Origin of the sequence: Phaeocystidibacter marisrubri, from assembly GCF_008933165.1 — a bacterium.
In the GTDB taxonomy this organism is placed as follows: domain Bacteria; phylum Bacteroidota; class Bacteroidia; order Flavobacteriales; family Schleiferiaceae; genus Phaeocystidibacter; species Phaeocystidibacter marisrubri.
Map to the genome: position 1 here is coordinate 717,963 of NZ_WBVQ01000002.1, position 15,781 is coordinate 733,743.

The window sequence follows — 15,781 nt, forward strand, 5'->3', positions numbered from 1 at the left end:
TTCCCCCCTATCTCCTTGATGATTATGCTACTAGGCGTAGTCTTCCTGTTTTTCATAGATAGGGATTACCTCAAAAACATTCGTTCAAACCTCTACTTCAAGCTCATCCTCGCTTACTACGCATGGGTGGCCATCGGACTCACCTACACCGATTTCCCAAAAGAAGGTGGCGCCGATCTTCAAGTCCAAATCTCACTTTTAGCTTGGCCACTTGGACTGGCTGCTCTCAATGTAGTGAACCAGAAAATGATCGATCGATTGACTATGCTCTTTGTAAGAGCTATGGGTGTATCGGTTGTACTCTGCCTCATGCTTGCCACTTTTGCTTATTTGGAAGATGGCAACTCTTCTCATTTCTTTTACAAAAACTTGTCGGCATGGCCCTTGGTTCCCCAACACTACATGGGCATGTATGTAAGTTTTGCAATCATCATCCTCATCTTCCGTTGGTTCTTCAAACGAAAATCCTTCAGAACCATAGAACACATTGAGCTCTACATTCTGATCGCATTATTCCTGCTCACGCAAGGGCTTCTTTCGGTTCGAAATCAGTTTATCGCTTTTCCTCTAGCCATTTTACCTTTACTGCTCACCGCAAAGCGGAAACACCTCCTCACCAGAAGGGGCATTCTCAAAGGATTGGGAATTGGAGCGGTTCTTTTGGCCGTCATTGCCATTCTTCCGGGTACGCAAAGACGGATCATTGAGACGTATCACGAATTGCGCAGCATCAACCATGTGGTGGATAAAAAGCAAACCAATCACCGCATTTACCTATGGAAATATGCCAGCGAAACCATCGGCGAAAACTGGCTATTGGGAACGGGAACAGGCGGAGGCAATGCAGCCCTTCGAGAAAACCTGAAAGACTGTGACGCCAAGTATTGGGATGGAAGCAACGTCTACTACCTCTATCAAAAGGAATACAATGCCCACAATGTATTCCTACAGGCTTGGATGACACATGGCATCATTGGGTTCCTTCTAATTGTGGCTATTCTATTTATTCCACTGGTTCGCGCCACAAAACGCGGAGACATCTTAACGTCGGGATTTATTATACTGGCTACCGTAAGTTTCTTGACGGAATCTATGCTAGAAAGACAGGCTGGCGTAATGTGGTTTGCCGTATTCTATGCCCTCTTAGTGGTTGCCCAAAGAAATGAGGTAACACTGGCGAATAAGAACACACCGGCAAACCTGTCGAAGTAAGATTCGCTCATCATCACCACTCCAAAATAGAGGAGCCAAAGCACCAGCAGCATATCCACAGACTTCCACGCCTTCCACAAGGGACGTACAAAGAGGAGCAACAATAGCAGTAATCCTATCGGTCCCAATGTCATCAGTGTTTGGATGTAATCGTTATGCGTGTTGTAGTTACGCTCTAGTCCGAACGTATATCCCGTTTCTTCGAAATAGGCATTTAACTCTTGGTGCATATCACCCGATCCAACGCCCAAAATGGGATTTCGTTTGTAAACTTCAATTCCACTCAGCCATACATACGTTCTGGCTACGCTGGTTGGAGCGGCATCGTCTTCAGGAAGCGCCAACTCGCTTTCAATTCCATCCGGATTAAAACGATTGGGAACTGCATTGGTAATCAACATCAGGAGAGGAATCGCGATACCAACCACAGAACCGAACAAAACTCTGTTCTGCTTTTTCAAGATGGCGTACAATAATGCTAGGGCGTAAACTCCCATCATTGCAACGATATTCATGCGCCCTTGAAGCGTCCAGAACACAGCAATCACAAAACTGTAAAACAGCCATGAATACCACTTGGGCATCTCTTTGTATACAAACAACCACCCCAGAAGAACCACCATCAGGTAATTCATAAAGTAAGCTCTATGGGCATAAGGCAAACACAGCTGACTCCCGTCGATGCTATCCCGAAATGATTCACCGTCCAACACATGAGAAACCACATCTACCCCCATAAACACCATAGAAACGAGGAACCCCAAGGCCGTTGCACTCCATAAACCTCTTCGTGAAATTCCAACGTGAACAGCAGCCATGGCAATGAGCGGTAAAACGATCATCCCCAAACGCACGCGAACAGCAGCGATCCCCAAATCCACATTGTCTGACCAAAGAATTCCAAAGGCGTAAATAGCGATATAAGCCACAAATGGCATCCACAATTTCCAATCGAAAGCCGATCGGTTTTGAATAAGGATGTACACACTCAAAAGACCCGACAAAATCATAAAGAACGAAGCTCCTGGTCCCCAAATGGGAAATACCACAAGCATCAATCCACACAAAATCTCTAAGGCCTTCTTCATTATTCTTGAAAATAGATTCGCTTGACGCGCGAAGATACAGATGTCAGAACTTCATAAGGTATGGTTCCTGTGCGTTCGGCATATTCATAGATCGAGATGTGATCCCCGAAAATCTCTACTTCATCACCTTCTTGACAATCAATAGTAGTGACATCTACCATAATCATGTCCATGCACACCTTTCCAATGATAGGCGCTCGTTGGCCATTCAACCAAACTTCGCCTGCACCATTGCTCAATCTTCGGTCAATCCCATCAGCATAACCTATGGGTAAAGTTGCTGATTTCATAGAGCGTTCGGCCTTGAAGGATCGGCCATATCCCACTGATTCACCTGGAGAAATACTCTTGATCTGCGATATTCGGGTAATCAATCGGCTCACTCTCTTCAAGTGATGGCGCTCCCACGACACGGAGGAAATACCGTACAAACCAATCCCCAAACGGACCATATCAAACTGGGCTTCAGGGTAATTGTGAATGCCGGATGAATTCAGAATGTGTTTGATAACAACATAACCCAATCCACTTTCCAAGCGAGCAGCTGCGTCTCTGAAAGTTGAAATCTGAGCCTCTGTAAAGGCAGATTCTGAAGGATCGTCGCTTGCTGCAAGGTGTGAAAAAACGGAAGCCACGCGAATACCCGGCATTGCCAAAATCTCATCGGCTACCCTTTCCATTTGCTCGGGTTCAAAACCCAAACGACGCATTCCAGTGTCAACTTTTACGTGAACAGGAACGGCCAAATCTTGCATTTCCCCTGAATAATGCTGCACCGAACGATGGAAGGAATACAACTCTGAAAGCGAGTAAATCTCAGGCTCGAGCTTGTATTCCAATATTTGTTCATAGCTCTCTTCACTTGGATTCATCACCATTATACGGGCGGTAATCCCTGCCTGACGCAGCGCCACACCTTCATCGGCATACGCCACCGCCAAAAAATCAATGTTGTGATATTCTAGCACATTCGCCAATTCGTAGTTCCCCGCACCATAGCCAAAGGCCTTAACCATGGCCATTATTTTGGTTTCGGGTCGGATGAGCTTGCGGAAATAGTTCAAATTGTGGGCAACTGCACTGAGATTGATTTCTAAAACAGTTTGATGAACGCGCTCTTCCAAATGATGGGCGATGGTCTCGAAGGCAAATCGACGGGCGCCTTTCAACAAGATGATGGAATCCCCTAAATCGAAAAGGGGAAGTTCCGCGACGAATGCGGAAGTGCTGGGGTAGAAGTGCGCGGGAATCTGGAATGAGCTCCTAAATTCAGAGATTCGATCACCAATTCCTATCAACAAATCTATCTTTCTATGCTCTAGCATTTCTGCCAACATCGGATAGAGCTCCGCATCATCCACACCACTCTGCTCTAGATCCGAAAGGATGACAACCTTTTTGGAGTATTGCGCCTGTTGGCCCGTAAAATCGAGTGCGATACGAATGGATTGAGGGTCGGAGTTATACGAATCATTAATGACCGCCGAATCATTCCTAGCCTTCTTAAGTTCCAGGCGCATGGCAATGGAGGAGAGTCGCTTCACTCCATCCAACAAAACTTTCGGCCCTACGCCAAAAGCCAAGGAGAACGCCAAGGCGTGCATTGCATTTTCTAAGGACGCATCATCGGTAAAAGGCAAATGGACATCCAGCGCTTTTGATTTCCAGTGCACCTTCAACTTGGTTCCAGCTCCTTTGGTACGTTGTTTCTCTATCCAAATATCCGAGTGCTCCTTTTGATGCCCCCAAGAGAGCAACTGTACTTTAGAGTCTTGAAATTTATGGAGAATGGCATTCCGAACCATTTCTACATCACTGCAATAAATCAAGTGTTCAGCATGCTCAAACAACTTCAGCTTTTCCTGTAACTTGATTTCTTTATTGGCAAAGTGCTCTTGATGAGCATCTCCCAAATTGGTAAAAATTCCCCAGGTAGGTCGGATGAGCTTTTCCAGCTTTTCCATTTCTCCAATCTGAGAAATGCCTGCTTCAAAAATACCTAGCTCATGCCCGCTTCTCATGTGAAAAAGCGAAAGCGGAACACCAACTTGGCTATTGTAGCTTCTCGGACTGCGGACAATTCTGAATTGGTGATGGAGAAGTTGATGAACCCATTCTTTCACCACTGTTTTTCCATTGCTGCCCGTAATGCCCAAAACGGCGAAATGGAATGCGCTTCTCCAGGCAGATGCTGCATCGTGGAGTGCGTCCATGGTATCTTTCACAAGGAGAAACACCGCTTCACTGCGATGTACTTGAGGAATATTATCCACCACAAACACACGCACTCCTTTTGCAAACAATTCGGGAATATATCGATGTCCGTCGTTCTTGAAGGAACGCAGAGCAAAAAACACCGTATCGGTGGGAAAGCTCAAACGCCGAGAGTCGGTGAGAACTTGATGAATGTGAATATCAGAGCTACCGTAAAGCTCGGCATTGAGAACCTTGGCTAATTCTCCGGTAGTCCAACCTTCTTTATTCATTTGTGCTTTTTGTCTTTGAGCTCACAAAATGTTGCTCTACTAACGGGTTCGTATTCATTCTGTTCACCCAGAAGAACTTTGGAGGTGTCTTCTACTTTTCGATGGGAATAGTGGGCTAAGTTTCCCGTCTTCACGCAAACCGCATGGACTTTAGTTACATACTCTGCAACCGCCATCAGGTAAGGCATCGGACCAAATGGTCTGCCTTCAAAGTCCATATCTAGTCCAGCCACAACCACCCGAACGCCACGGTTCGCTAGCGAATTGCAAACGTCGATAATGGCCTCGTCAAAAAACTGTGCCTCATCAATACCCACCACATCTACATCTTTACTGACATGAAGCAGAATGTGTTCGGCACTTTCTACGGGTGTAGATGAAATCGACTTTTTATCATGCGACACTACCGAAGTGTCGTGATAGCGCTTATCTACAGCCGGCTTAAAGATCTCAACCTTCTGACGTGCAATAACTGAGCGATTTAAACGACGCAATAGTTCTTCCGTCTTTCCGGAGAACATCGACCCGCAGATCACTTCTATCCAGCCACTGTGTTGCTGGTGATTAACTGTGTTTTCGAGAAACATTTTGTACTTTCCAACCGCTTTTTCGAACGAAAGCAAAGCTAAGAAAAGCCATTTGCAAAAAGCCCTTTAGATGTCCAACATGCACAATGAAACCCTTAAAGCGATCTGTAACCGAATATTACAAGCGGATGGGGGAATGAATGACGACCTTATTCAACAGATAGAACGACTCTACGAAGAGGCTCTTTTGGAGCAATTTCTGCAAATCCGACAACAAAAAATGTCGGCTATTCACCAAAACGTTCGAGATCGAGCCGCGAATATTCCAACACCAGAAGCACCTGCTCCAGCATCCACTCCTCAACCGGATCAGAGTACCGCCGCTAAGTATGGTGACGAAGTAAAAGTGTTGCCACATCCGGAAGGTCCGCCAAAGCCAACCCCAAGGGAAGAGCAAACCGCTCCCGCTCAAGAGGTGAAGCCTACAACAACTCCTGAACCAGAACCAACCCCTCAACCGACTCCTGTAAAAGAACCGGTTTCACATACAGAAGAACTTCGTAGAGTATTGGAAGAACGCACCGTTCCGTCCCAACCTGCGCAGAGTTCATCCAACTCGAGATTGACCAAGTTGAACATCGGACTAAACGATCGCATAGCGTTCGTCAAGCAGCTATTCATGGGGTCTCAAGAAGATTACCAACGAGTAATAAGCCAGATTAACACCATGGATGAATACGGTGAAACCATCGATTTCATCAAAAATGTGGTGAAGCCTGATTACGATTGGAGCAGCGTAGAAGAGACCGAACAACGCCTCTTAGACCTAGTCGCCAATCGCTTTAATCGATAAAAATTGAAAACCACGGGGCACTCCATAATGAGGTTTGAATTTCACCATTGTACCTTTGCCCCATGCTTTTTGTAGTTCCCACCCCTGTTGGCAATCTGGAAGACATGACTTTCAGAAGCATTCGCGTCTTGAAAGAAGCTGAATTGATTTTGGCTGAAGACACGCGAACAACGGGCTTCTTGCTCAAGCACTATGGAATTGAAACGCCAATGCGTTCATACCACATGCACAATGAGCACAAGATTGTAGAAGGATTGGCAAATGAGCTCGCTAGCGGCAGAACCATGGCCCTGGTAACCGATGCAGGAACTCCAGGTATTTCAGACCCAGGATTTTTATTGATCCGGGAAGCAGTGAAGCAAGGCGTTGAAATTCAGTGCCTACCAGGTGCAACTGCCTTTGTCCCAGCCTTAGTGAACAGCGGATTGCCAAGCGATCGATTCACCTTTGAAGGATTTCTTCCTCCCAAGAAAGGCCGACAAACCAAGCTCCTTTCATTAGTAGAGGAGAAACGCACCATGATCTTCTACGAAAGTCCGCACAAACTCGTAAAGACACTTGGGGATTTTGCCGAACACTACGGAGCCGACCGCCCATGTAGCGTGAGCAGAGAGATCAGTAAAAAATTCGAAGAGACCATTCGCGGAAGTGTGGGAGAAGTTCTCGAGCACTTTCAAAACACAGCACCCAAGGGAGAATTCGTTCTCATCTTAGGCGGCGCCTAAACCAATTCTCCACGGAGGTGTTGTACCTTCAAATACCGATATGACTGCAGCATTGAAATTGAAAGCGATTCGCGATTGGTTTGACGTTCGAAGAGAACCTTTAGTCATTGCCGGCCCTTGTTCAGCCGAAAGCGAGGAACAACTCTTTGAGACCTCTAAACAACTGGTGGAAAGCGGCGCAGTGAGTGCGATACGTGCGGGTATTTGGAAACCTCGAACTCGCCCAAATTCATTTGAAGGAATCGGTCCTCACGCCCTCCCATGGCTCACTCGAGTAAAGGAAGAACTGCAAATCCCTGTCGCCACCGAAGTGGCCAATGCCCAACACGTTGAACATTGCCTTAGAGCGGGAATAGACATTTTATGGATTGGCGCTCGAACCACGGTCAACCCATTCTACGTTCAAGAAATAGCCGAAGCACTTAAGGGAACCGATATTCCCGTCCTCGTCAAGAACCCCATCCATTCGGATCTCGGATTATGGGTAGGTGCATTAGAGCGATTGGAAAAGGTGGGTATTCAGAAACTCGCTGCCGTTCATCGCGGATTTTACACCGACTCTGACGCGCCTTTTAGAAACGAACCCAAATGGGAAATGAGTTTTGCCTTGCGCGCTAAGGCTCCAGACATCCCAATCATTTGCGACCCAAGTCATATAGCCGGGAAGCGAAACCTAGTAGAACAAGTGAGTCAAACCGCACTGGATATCAATCTAGATGGCTTGATGATTGAAAGCCACATCACGCCTGAAAAGGCCTTAAGCGATGCCGCTCAACAACTCACTCCTGCTGATCTCGTTTCCATGATCAATCGTCTTATTCTGCGCTCTAGTGAACCGAGGAATGAGAATGCTCACCTTGAGCTCGATCAATTGCGCACAAAAATCGACGGGCTCGATCAGCAAATAGTGAACTTACTCAAAGATCGCATGGACTTAGTTCGTGAAATCGGCCAAATCAAAGTGGACAACGACATCTCCATTTTTCAAATGGACCGATGGTTTGAAATTTTGGCCAAGCGCGGACTCCAAGGGAAAGAACTCGAGTTGAACACAGCACTCATTCAAGAGCTTTTCCAAACCATCCACAAATACAGCGTGGAGCGTCAGAACGAAGTCTTCCAAAATAAAAACCGTTCATAAACGGCTGCACTCATATACACACGTTTGCAAACGATTCTTCAGGAAAGCATTTCCTAACATTGCACTATGTTGAACGACAAGAAGAATTGGATCACTCGCACCTGTGAAGTAAATGCCGAATTTACCGCACTTCAAGAGGCATTGGGATTTGACGAAACCCTAACCGCACTTTTGTGGACACGAGGGATTCGCGACTTCGAAGCGGCAAGAAGATTCTTCCGACCGAGTTGGAGCTACCTCCACAACCCTCTTTTGATGAAGGATATGGACATCGTCGTTCCACGCATCATGAGGGCCATTAACGAAGGAGAAACCCTCATGATTTATGGAGATTACGACGTAGACGGCACAACAGCGGTGGCTCTCGTTTCTTCTTATCTCAGCAACTTCACCGATCGTATTATCACCTATACTCCAGACAGATACAAGGAAGGCTATGGACTTTCCATGGATGGAATTCAGTTTGCATCCGACCATGGCTGTACCGTTCTCATCGCATTGGATTGCGGCATCAAAGCGGTAGAACAGGCGAAGTTTGCATCGGAAAACGGCATCGATCTCATTATTGGCGACCATCATACACCTGGACCGAAGCTTCCCGAGGCCTTTGCCATTCTCGATCCAAAGCGAAGCGATTGCTCCTACCCGTACGACGAGCTCTCAGGTTGTGGAATCGGGTTTAAAATCTGCCAAGCGCTTAATGAGCGATTCGGGCGACCAGAATCCGAGCTGGAACCACTGCTCGACTTATTGGTGGTAAGCATTGGAGCCGACATCGTTCCCATTACCGGTGAAAACCGAATCTTGGCACAGTTGGGATTAGAACGACTGAATAGAAATCCACGCCCTGGTTTTCGCCTCATCATGCAACAGGCAAAGAAGTCGGTATTTGACATTACCGACGTAGTTTTCACCATCGCTCCGCGCATCAATGCTGCAGGCCGAATAGATCACGCAAATGCTGCGGTCCAGCTACTCAACTCCCAAAACACGCACGAAGCACAGTCCATTCTCAAAGAGATTAACGAATTCAACCAAACCAGAAAAGACCTCGATAAAGAGACCGCTGCCAGTGCTTTGGCCATGCTAGAAAAGGATGCGGATTGCACCTACAGCAGCGTCGTATTCGACAGTAGTTGGCACAAAGGTGTGATTGGAATTGCCGCCTCTCGACTCATTGAAACGTATTACCGTCCCACCGTTGTGTTTACAGAAAACAAGGGCATTTTGGCGGGAAGCGCTAGAAGCGTGAAGGGCTTTAACGTGTACGACGCACTGGACGCCTGCTCCGAACACCTCATTCAATTTGGCGGACATAAATATGCGGCTGGAATGACCATGGCACCCGAAAAGTACCACGATTTCAAATCGGCTTTTGAGAACTATGTTCGCGAAAACATCTCCGAGGAGCAGAAAGTAGAAGACCTGTTGATTGATGCGTCCTTCGACGTTGAGGACCTAAATGATCAATGGATGAGGCGCCTGATGTTCTTCCACCCACACGGACCACAGAACGATCTACCAACCTTCATTGGAATTCCTAAAGGGATCGAGGAAGTCAAGGTAATTGGGGCAGATAAATCACATCTCAAATTCAAATGGAAAGGGGTTGATTGCATTGCATTTGGATGTGCGAATTGGTTAGAAGACCTTGTGAACGAGCGCGTTAAGATCGCCTACCATTTGGAATACAATGAATTCCGAAACGTCAAGTTTGAACAAGTTCGGGTCATTGATATTAAGCCATTAGACTCACCTACAGTCGGCTAGGACCATCTTCGTAGAAATGCGAATCAAACGTCCATTCTGATGGCCGCTCATTTCTGAGAATAACATAGACCATACGGATCACTGCAATGGGAATAGCGAGTCCTAGGAAGAGTGATACTCTTTCCGCCTCAGGTAGCGGAACAAAGAAGCTCACCATATATACAGCGACACATGTTGAAAGGGCATATACCCACCGTTGAAGTCGTTTTGAAAGTTCCATACACATATAACAACAGAAAACGTATATCGTTCATTATCTGATGGTTTAATAAAAATCCTTATCCCAAACGCGAGAGGTTCACTCAATAAATCCCACAGAAGTTGGCCTTGAGAGAAGAGCGCATCACGTACTATGGGTAAGCACAAGATTATGACCGACTTAGATCCCATAGGCGTGTTGGCACTGATCACTGGAATCATAACCATGAAAGTGGCCATTGACAATTTGAAGAAATTGAAGCGAAGTAGTAAGCGCTAGACTCGTCAAAGCCCGACGCATATTCTACCTTTGCAGCATGATTCAGATCGGGAAAACACTTATATCAGAAGACATCATAGAAAAGGAGTTCGTCTGCAACCTCAACGCATGCAAGGGTGCATGTTGTGTTGAAGGCGACTCAGGCGCACCACTTTCTGAAAGTGAGACAGCTATCCTCGAGTCCATTCGAGAGGCTGTAGACCCGTACCTGCGTCCAGAAGGCAGGGCTGCCATAGCCGAGCAGGGCACGTGGACGGCAGATTCTGATGGAGATTTGGTTACCCCACTGGTCAACAATGCCGAATGCGCCTATGTGGTATTCGACGAGAAAGGCACCACTTTGTGCGGCATTGAAAAAGCATGGCGAGATGGTGTGGTTGATTTCCGAAAACCCGTCTCTTGTCACCTCTACCCCATCCGCATCAAGAGCTATCCATCCTTTGATGCGGTCAACTATGACAAATGGGACATCTGTTCCGACGCCTGCACCTTAGGTCAAGAACTCAAGGTGCCAACCTATCAATTTGCACGCGAGGCACTTGAGCGGAAATACGGCGAAGAATGGTACAAAGAGCTGGATGAAGTAGCACAAGCCTGGCTCAATCGGTAAAAGGAGGTCTCTCCGCTCATGGTTTTCAACAATCAGTGTTGATTTCTTTGAGTCGTTTTTTGTCAAATCCGTTTGCATTTTTTCTAACTCAGAATACACAGGGCTTTACGTCGTAGGGGCAATTCAACACATGTTGAAAAGTCCTACAAATTGTGAATAACCCCTCCTTGGATTGAGGAGATCCATTTTCCAGATTTGTAATAGAACATGACGCAGACCCTACAAACGAGTCGCATGTTTCAAAAGACCTAACGTCTTTATAATCAGCATCATAAACACTACTAATCGGCGTTGCAGAGCGTAGCGCCCTTATATATTTGACGACATGAGTAACGTAGAACCTATTCTCAGAGAGAACAAAGATCGGTTCGTACTATTCCCGATTGAGCACCACGACATTTGGGAATGGTATAAGAAATCAGAAGCGAGTTTTTGGACAGCCGAAGAAATCGACCTTCATTCAGATCTTTCAGATTGGGAGAACAAACTCAACGACGACGAGCGCTACTTCATCAAGCACGTGTTGGCATTCTTTGCTGCAAGTGATGGTATCGTGAACGAAAACCTAGCGGAGAACTTCGTAAATGAGGTTCAATACACCGAGGCCAAGTTTTTCTATGGATTCCAAATCATGATGGAAAACATCCACAGTGAGACGTACTCATTGTTGATTGACACCTACATCAAAGATCCTGCGGATAGAGATCACCTCTTCCACGCGATTGACACCTTTGATGCAATCAAAGAGAAAGCAGAATGGGCATTGCGTTGGATTGAATCTCCATCTTTTGCCGAGCGTCTCATCGCATTCGCAGCAGTGGAAGGGATCTTCTTCTCTGGTTCATTCTGTTCCATCTTCTGGTTGAAGAAACGCGGTTTGATGCCTGGACTTACTTTCTCAAACGAGTTGATATCTCGAGATGAAGGTATGCACTGTGATTTCGCTTGCCACCTTCACAACAATCACTTGGTGAACAAGGTGCCAAAAGAGCGCATTGTTCAAATCATCACGGAAGCCCTCGATATAGAGCGCAAGTTTATCACCGAATCTCTTCCAGTGGATTTGATTGGTATGAACAGTAAGCTCATGATTCAATACCTCGAGTTTGTAGCAGACCGTCTGCTTGTTGAACTAGAGTGTGATAAGATCTACAACGTTAGCAATCCATTCGACTTTATGGAAATGATCTCTTTAGAAGGAAAGACCAACTTCTTTGAAAAGAGAGTATCAGACTACCGCAAAGCTGGAGTTGGAACTGGAAAAGCCGACGAAGAAAAAGAGGAGAACTCGTTCAGCTTCGACGACGATTTTTAAAGAACACCCACCACTGAGTATAGAACGCCACCTAAATCCCTGTTTATCATGCACGTATTAAAAAGAGACGGACGGAAAGAAGCCGTTAAATTTGACAAAATCACAGCGAGAATCCAGAAGCTTTGCTACGGATTGAGTCCGCTTACGGACCCTACCGCTGTTGCAATGCGTGTTATTGAGGGCTTGTACGACGGAGTGACCACTTCGGAGTTAGATAGCCTAGCTGCTGAGATTGCAGCTTCAATGACCATCAAGCACCCTGATTATGCGAAACTAGCTGCGCGTATCGCGGTTTCTAACCTTCATAAAAACACGACCAAATCGTTCTCTGAAACCATGAACGATTTGCACGAGTACGTGAACCCAAAAACCGGTCTTCACTCTCCGTTAATTGCTGATGATGTGCATGAGATCATCCAGAAGAACGCAGAGTTCCTAGATTCAGCATTGATCTACGACCGCGATTTCAGTTATGACTACTTCGGGTTTAAAACACTTGAACGTTCATACCTTCTTCGCGTAAACGGTCAGATTGCCGAACGTCCACAACACATGTTGATGCGCGTTTCTATCGGTATTCACAAAGAAGACTTGGAAGCTGCTGTTGAAACGTACGAGTTGATGTCGAAGAAATACTTCACACATGCAACTCCAACCCTTTTCAATTCAGGTACTCCAAAACCTCAAATGTCATCTTGTTTCCTTCTTCAAATGAAGGACGATAGCATTGATGGTATTTACGACACGTTGAAGCAATGTGCTAAGATTTCACAAAGTGCAGGTGGGATTGGTCTTAGCGCTCACAACATTCGTGCAACAGGTTCTTACATCCGCGGAACAAACGGCACCTCAAACGGTCTCGTTCCAATGCTTCGCGTATTCAACGATACAGCTCGTTACGTTGACCAAGGTGGTGGTAAACGCAAGGGTTCATTCGCCGTATATCTTGAGCCATGGCACGCTGACATCTTCGAATTCCTCGATTTGAAGAAGAACCACGGTAAGGAAGAAATGCGTGCACGCGACCTCTTCTACGCAATGTGGTTGAACGATCTTTTCATGAAGCGCGTTGAAGAAGATGGACAGTGGACATTGATGGATCCAAACGAGTGTGGGGATCTATGTGATACCTATGGCGAAGAATTTGATGCACTTTACACCAAATACGAAGCTGAAGGCAAAGGTCGCAAGACCATCAAAGCACGTGAGCTTTGGCAAAAAATCATGGAGTCTCAAATTGAAACGGGAACTCCATACATGCTCTACAAAGACGCGGCTAACTCCAAGAGTAACCAAAAGAACCTCGGTACCATCCGCAGTTCTAACCTTTGTACAGAGATCATTGAGTACACTGCACCAGACGAAGTTGCAGTATGTAACCTCGCGTCTATCGCATTGCCTATGTTCATTGAAGATGGTGAATTCAACCACCAACTTCTTTACGATGTAACCTATAAGGTGACGCGTAACTTGAACGTGATCATTGATCGCAACTACTACCCAGTTCCAGAAGCGCGCAATAGCAACATGCGCCACCGTCCAATTGGGATCGGTGTTCAAGGTTTGGCCGATGCATTCATCATGATGCGTTATCCATTCACTTCGGATGAAGCGAAGCAGTTGAACAAAGACATCTTTGAAACGATTTACTTCGCTGCATTGAAGTCGTCAATGGATCTCGCTCAAGAAGAAGGTGCTTATGAAACTTGGGCCGGTTCTCCGATCTCTAAAGGCGAATTCCAATTCGATATGTGGGGAATCTCTGCAAGCGAATTGAGCGGACGCTGGGATTGGGAAAACCTTCGCAAAGAAGTGGTGAAAACAGGTGTGAGAAACTCACTTCTACTCGCTCCAATGCCAACCGCTTCTACCTCACAAATCTTGGGTAACAACGAGTGTTTTGAGCCTTACACCTCAAACATTTACACACGTCGAGTTCTTTCGGGTGAGTTCATCGTTGTGAACAAACACCTCCTTCTAGACCTCGTAAACCTCGGTTTGTGGAACGAAGACATCAAGAATGAAATCATGCGTGCCAATGGTTCTATTCAGCACATCGATGTCATTCCTGAAAACATCAAAGAATTGTACAAAACCGTTTGGGAATTGTCCATGAGAGATATCATCGATATGTCTGCAGATCGCGGTGCATTTATCGACCAATCTCAGAGCCTCAACTTGTTTATCGAGGCACCGAACATGGGTAAACTTACTTCTATGCACTTCTACGCATGGAAGAAAGGTCTCAAAACCGGTATGTACTACCTCAGAACAAAAGCAGCATCAGCTGCTATCAAATTCACCGTTGCTAAACAAGCAAAGTCTGAAGTTGAGCCTGTAACAGAAGGTAAAATCAATACAACTGCACCATCGGCAGCAGAAGCCCAAGTAGCCTCTCAAGCAGCAGCAAATGCTCAGAAGCTCGCTGAAGCTCAGAAGTCGATGACGATGGAAAACCAAGTAGTTATGCCTGTTCAAGGTAAGTCGTACACCGACGAAGAAATGATTACTTGTTCCATTGACAATCCAGATGAATGTGAAGCTTGTGGCTCATAAATCATCTTAAACGTTCATAGCGCGCCGGTTTCCGGTAAGTCATGCCCTGCATCTCCATAGTGCGGGGCATTTCTTTTTACCTTAGTACATATGAAAGTGGAAAAGATTCTCACTGCGATGGCCCTTATGCTATTCAGTATTTACGAACTCATTTGGGCGCTTTACCGACTGCATGTGCCTTCCTTTGGCATTGGAGTAGGTGCAGGGCTCATTGCTGCGTTGTGGCTCCTCTTTCCATCTCCAAATCGCATCTTTTTCCCCATGCATATTAAGCTGATTCCGGATCGAATTCGCTTCATAGGAGAATTCGTACTCTATCTGTGGACTTTCTTCTACACCCTACACTATCAAAACTTTTACTTAGCCCTGCTCTTTGGAACACTCTGTGCAATGAGTGCGTTTGACAATCAAAGACTGATCAAAGCCCTATGGCAAAAATAATCCACCTTCTATCCTTCCTAATCCTAGGCACAACTGCCATGGCCCAAACGCAGATAGATCCCGATAGCGTGATGACCGTCGTTCTCAACGCACTAACTACGGAAGAGCATACGGCCCATGGAAATATCGATTCGCTCTTGGCAGCGGGTTCGTGGGAAGCGCTTGCCTACTGGGACATGACGACTCCCAAAACGGTAGAATCGCTACAAGAAGCTGTAGGAGATCGATATTCCTTTGGAGAAAGTGAGTTTCAAATTGATCTCATCGACCCCAACAATCCGCGCCAGGTGGGCATCTCAGTAAAAGGTCAGTACCGCAGAAGTGACTACACCTTATCCCTATTCACTGAAGCCAATGGCCCAAAACAGCAATTGGACATCTGGTACATTGATGAAAAATACCTGGTCATCGAATTGGATAAATTGAGGATATTCCTCACCCACGAAAAGAGCTATTACCTACTTGACTAATGTGAATCGGTTTATAAAAGGAGTATTTATCCACAAAAGCGTAAGAACTCACTCTCTTTGGTAATCCCTTTCAGGTCAATTGTGTATATTCAAACAGAACAACAACCTG

15 protein-coding genes are annotated in these 15,781 nt (G+C 46.0%); 11 read left to right on the plus strand and 4 right to left on the minus strand.

From position 1 onward, the window contains the following. The first annotated feature begins 18 nt into the window (after positions 1–18). Complete coding sequence (locus F8C82_RS10585; protein ID WP_170266231.1) at positions 19–1,212, plus strand: O-antigen ligase family protein; 1,194 nt, start codon at positions 19–21, stop codon at positions 1,210–1,212. Here the strand turns inward: F8C82_RS10585 and F8C82_RS10590 are convergent. The 3 genes from F8C82_RS10590 to F8C82_RS10600 are packed head-to-tail and all read right to left on the minus strand — an operon-like array spanning position 1,134 to position 5,373. Further along, positions 1,134–2,300: an O-antigen ligase family protein gene (locus F8C82_RS10590; protein ID WP_151693558.1), complete on the minus strand. Its 1,167-nt coding sequence runs from the start codon at positions 2,298–2,300 to the stop codon at positions 1,134–1,136. The genes F8C82_RS10585 and F8C82_RS10590 overlap by 79 nt on opposite strands. Next, positions 2,300–4,786 (minus strand): bifunctional UDP-N-acetylmuramoyl-tripeptide:D-alanyl-D-alanine ligase/alanine racemase, encoded by a 2,487-nt coding sequence (locus F8C82_RS10595; protein ID WP_151693559.1) that lies wholly within the window; start codon positions 4,784–4,786, stop codon positions 2,300–2,302. The genes F8C82_RS10590 and F8C82_RS10595 overlap by 1 nt, the downstream gene beginning before the upstream one ends. Further along, on the minus strand, positions 4,783–5,373 hold the full coding sequence (locus F8C82_RS10600) for a thymidine kinase (RefSeq protein ID WP_151693560.1): 591 nt from the start codon (positions 5,371–5,373) through the stop codon (positions 4,783–4,785). The genes F8C82_RS10595 and F8C82_RS10600 overlap by 4 nt, the downstream gene beginning before the upstream one ends. A gap of 70 nt (positions 5,374–5,443) precedes the next feature. On the opposite strand from F8C82_RS10600, the gene F8C82_RS10605 reads away from it, so the two are divergent. From F8C82_RS10605 to recJ, 4 genes are all read left to right on the plus strand, one after another. Then, entirely contained in the window at positions 5,444–6,166 is a 723-nt protein-coding gene (locus tag F8C82_RS10605) for a hypothetical protein (RefSeq protein ID WP_151693561.1), read from the plus strand. A 62-nt stretch (positions 6,167–6,228) separates the two neighbouring features. Beyond that, positions 6,229–6,891 (plus strand): 16S rRNA (cytidine(1402)-2'-O)-methyltransferase, encoded by a 663-nt coding sequence (gene rsmI / locus F8C82_RS10610; protein WP_151693562.1) that lies wholly within the window; start codon positions 6,229–6,231, stop codon positions 6,889–6,891. A gap of 40 nt (positions 6,892–6,931) precedes the next feature. Next, a complete protein-coding gene (locus F8C82_RS10615) occupies positions 6,932–8,032 on the plus strand; it encodes a chorismate mutase (protein ID WP_151693563.1) in 1,101 nt (366 codons plus the stop codon). Between the two features lie 66 nt (positions 8,033–8,098). Further along, entirely contained in the window at positions 8,099–9,802 is a 1,704-nt protein-coding gene (recJ, locus tag F8C82_RS10620; RefSeq protein WP_151693564.1) for a single-stranded-DNA-specific exonuclease RecJ, read from the plus strand. On the opposite strand, the gene F8C82_RS10625 is transcribed toward recJ, so the two are convergent. Further along, a complete protein-coding gene (locus tag F8C82_RS10625; protein ID WP_151693565.1) occupies positions 9,789–10,022 on the minus strand; it encodes a hypothetical protein in 234 nt (77 codons plus the stop codon). The genes recJ and F8C82_RS10625 overlap by 14 nt on opposite strands. 132 nt (positions 10,023–10,154) lie before the next feature. On the opposite strand from F8C82_RS10625, the gene F8C82_RS14960 reads away from it, so the two are divergent. The 6 genes from F8C82_RS14960 to F8C82_RS10650 all read left to right on the plus strand — a co-directional run bounded on the left by F8C82_RS14960 (position 10,155) and on the right by F8C82_RS10650 (position 15,672). After that, the gene (locus F8C82_RS14960; protein WP_262714055.1) at positions 10,155–10,280 is read left to right on the plus strand and encodes a hypothetical protein; all 126 of its coding nucleotides are present in this window, start codon (positions 10,155–10,157) and stop codon (positions 10,278–10,280) included. A 37-nt stretch (positions 10,281–10,317) separates the two neighbouring features. Next, complete coding sequence (locus F8C82_RS10630) at positions 10,318–10,890, plus strand: DUF3109 family protein (RefSeq protein ID WP_151693566.1); 573 nt, start codon at positions 10,318–10,320, stop codon at positions 10,888–10,890. 325 nt (positions 10,891–11,215) lie between these two features. Continuing rightward, entirely contained in the window at positions 11,216–12,205 is a 990-nt protein-coding gene (locus F8C82_RS10635; protein WP_151693567.1) for a ribonucleotide-diphosphate reductase subunit beta, read from the plus strand. Positions 12,206–12,253: 48 nt separating this feature from the next. Further along, positions 12,254–14,761 (plus strand): ribonucleoside-diphosphate reductase subunit alpha, encoded by a 2,508-nt coding sequence (locus F8C82_RS10640; RefSeq protein ID WP_151693568.1) that lies wholly within the window; start codon positions 12,254–12,256, stop codon positions 14,759–14,761. A 90-nt stretch (positions 14,762–14,851) separates the two neighbouring features. Continuing rightward, a complete protein-coding gene (locus F8C82_RS10645; RefSeq protein WP_151693569.1) occupies positions 14,852–15,202 on the plus strand; it encodes a hypothetical protein in 351 nt (116 codons plus the stop codon). Continuing rightward, a complete protein-coding gene (locus F8C82_RS10650; RefSeq protein WP_151693570.1) occupies positions 15,190–15,672 on the plus strand; it encodes a hypothetical protein in 483 nt (160 codons plus the stop codon). The genes F8C82_RS10645 and F8C82_RS10650 overlap by 13 nt, the downstream gene beginning before the upstream one ends. Positions 15,673–15,781: the final 109 nt, after the last annotated feature.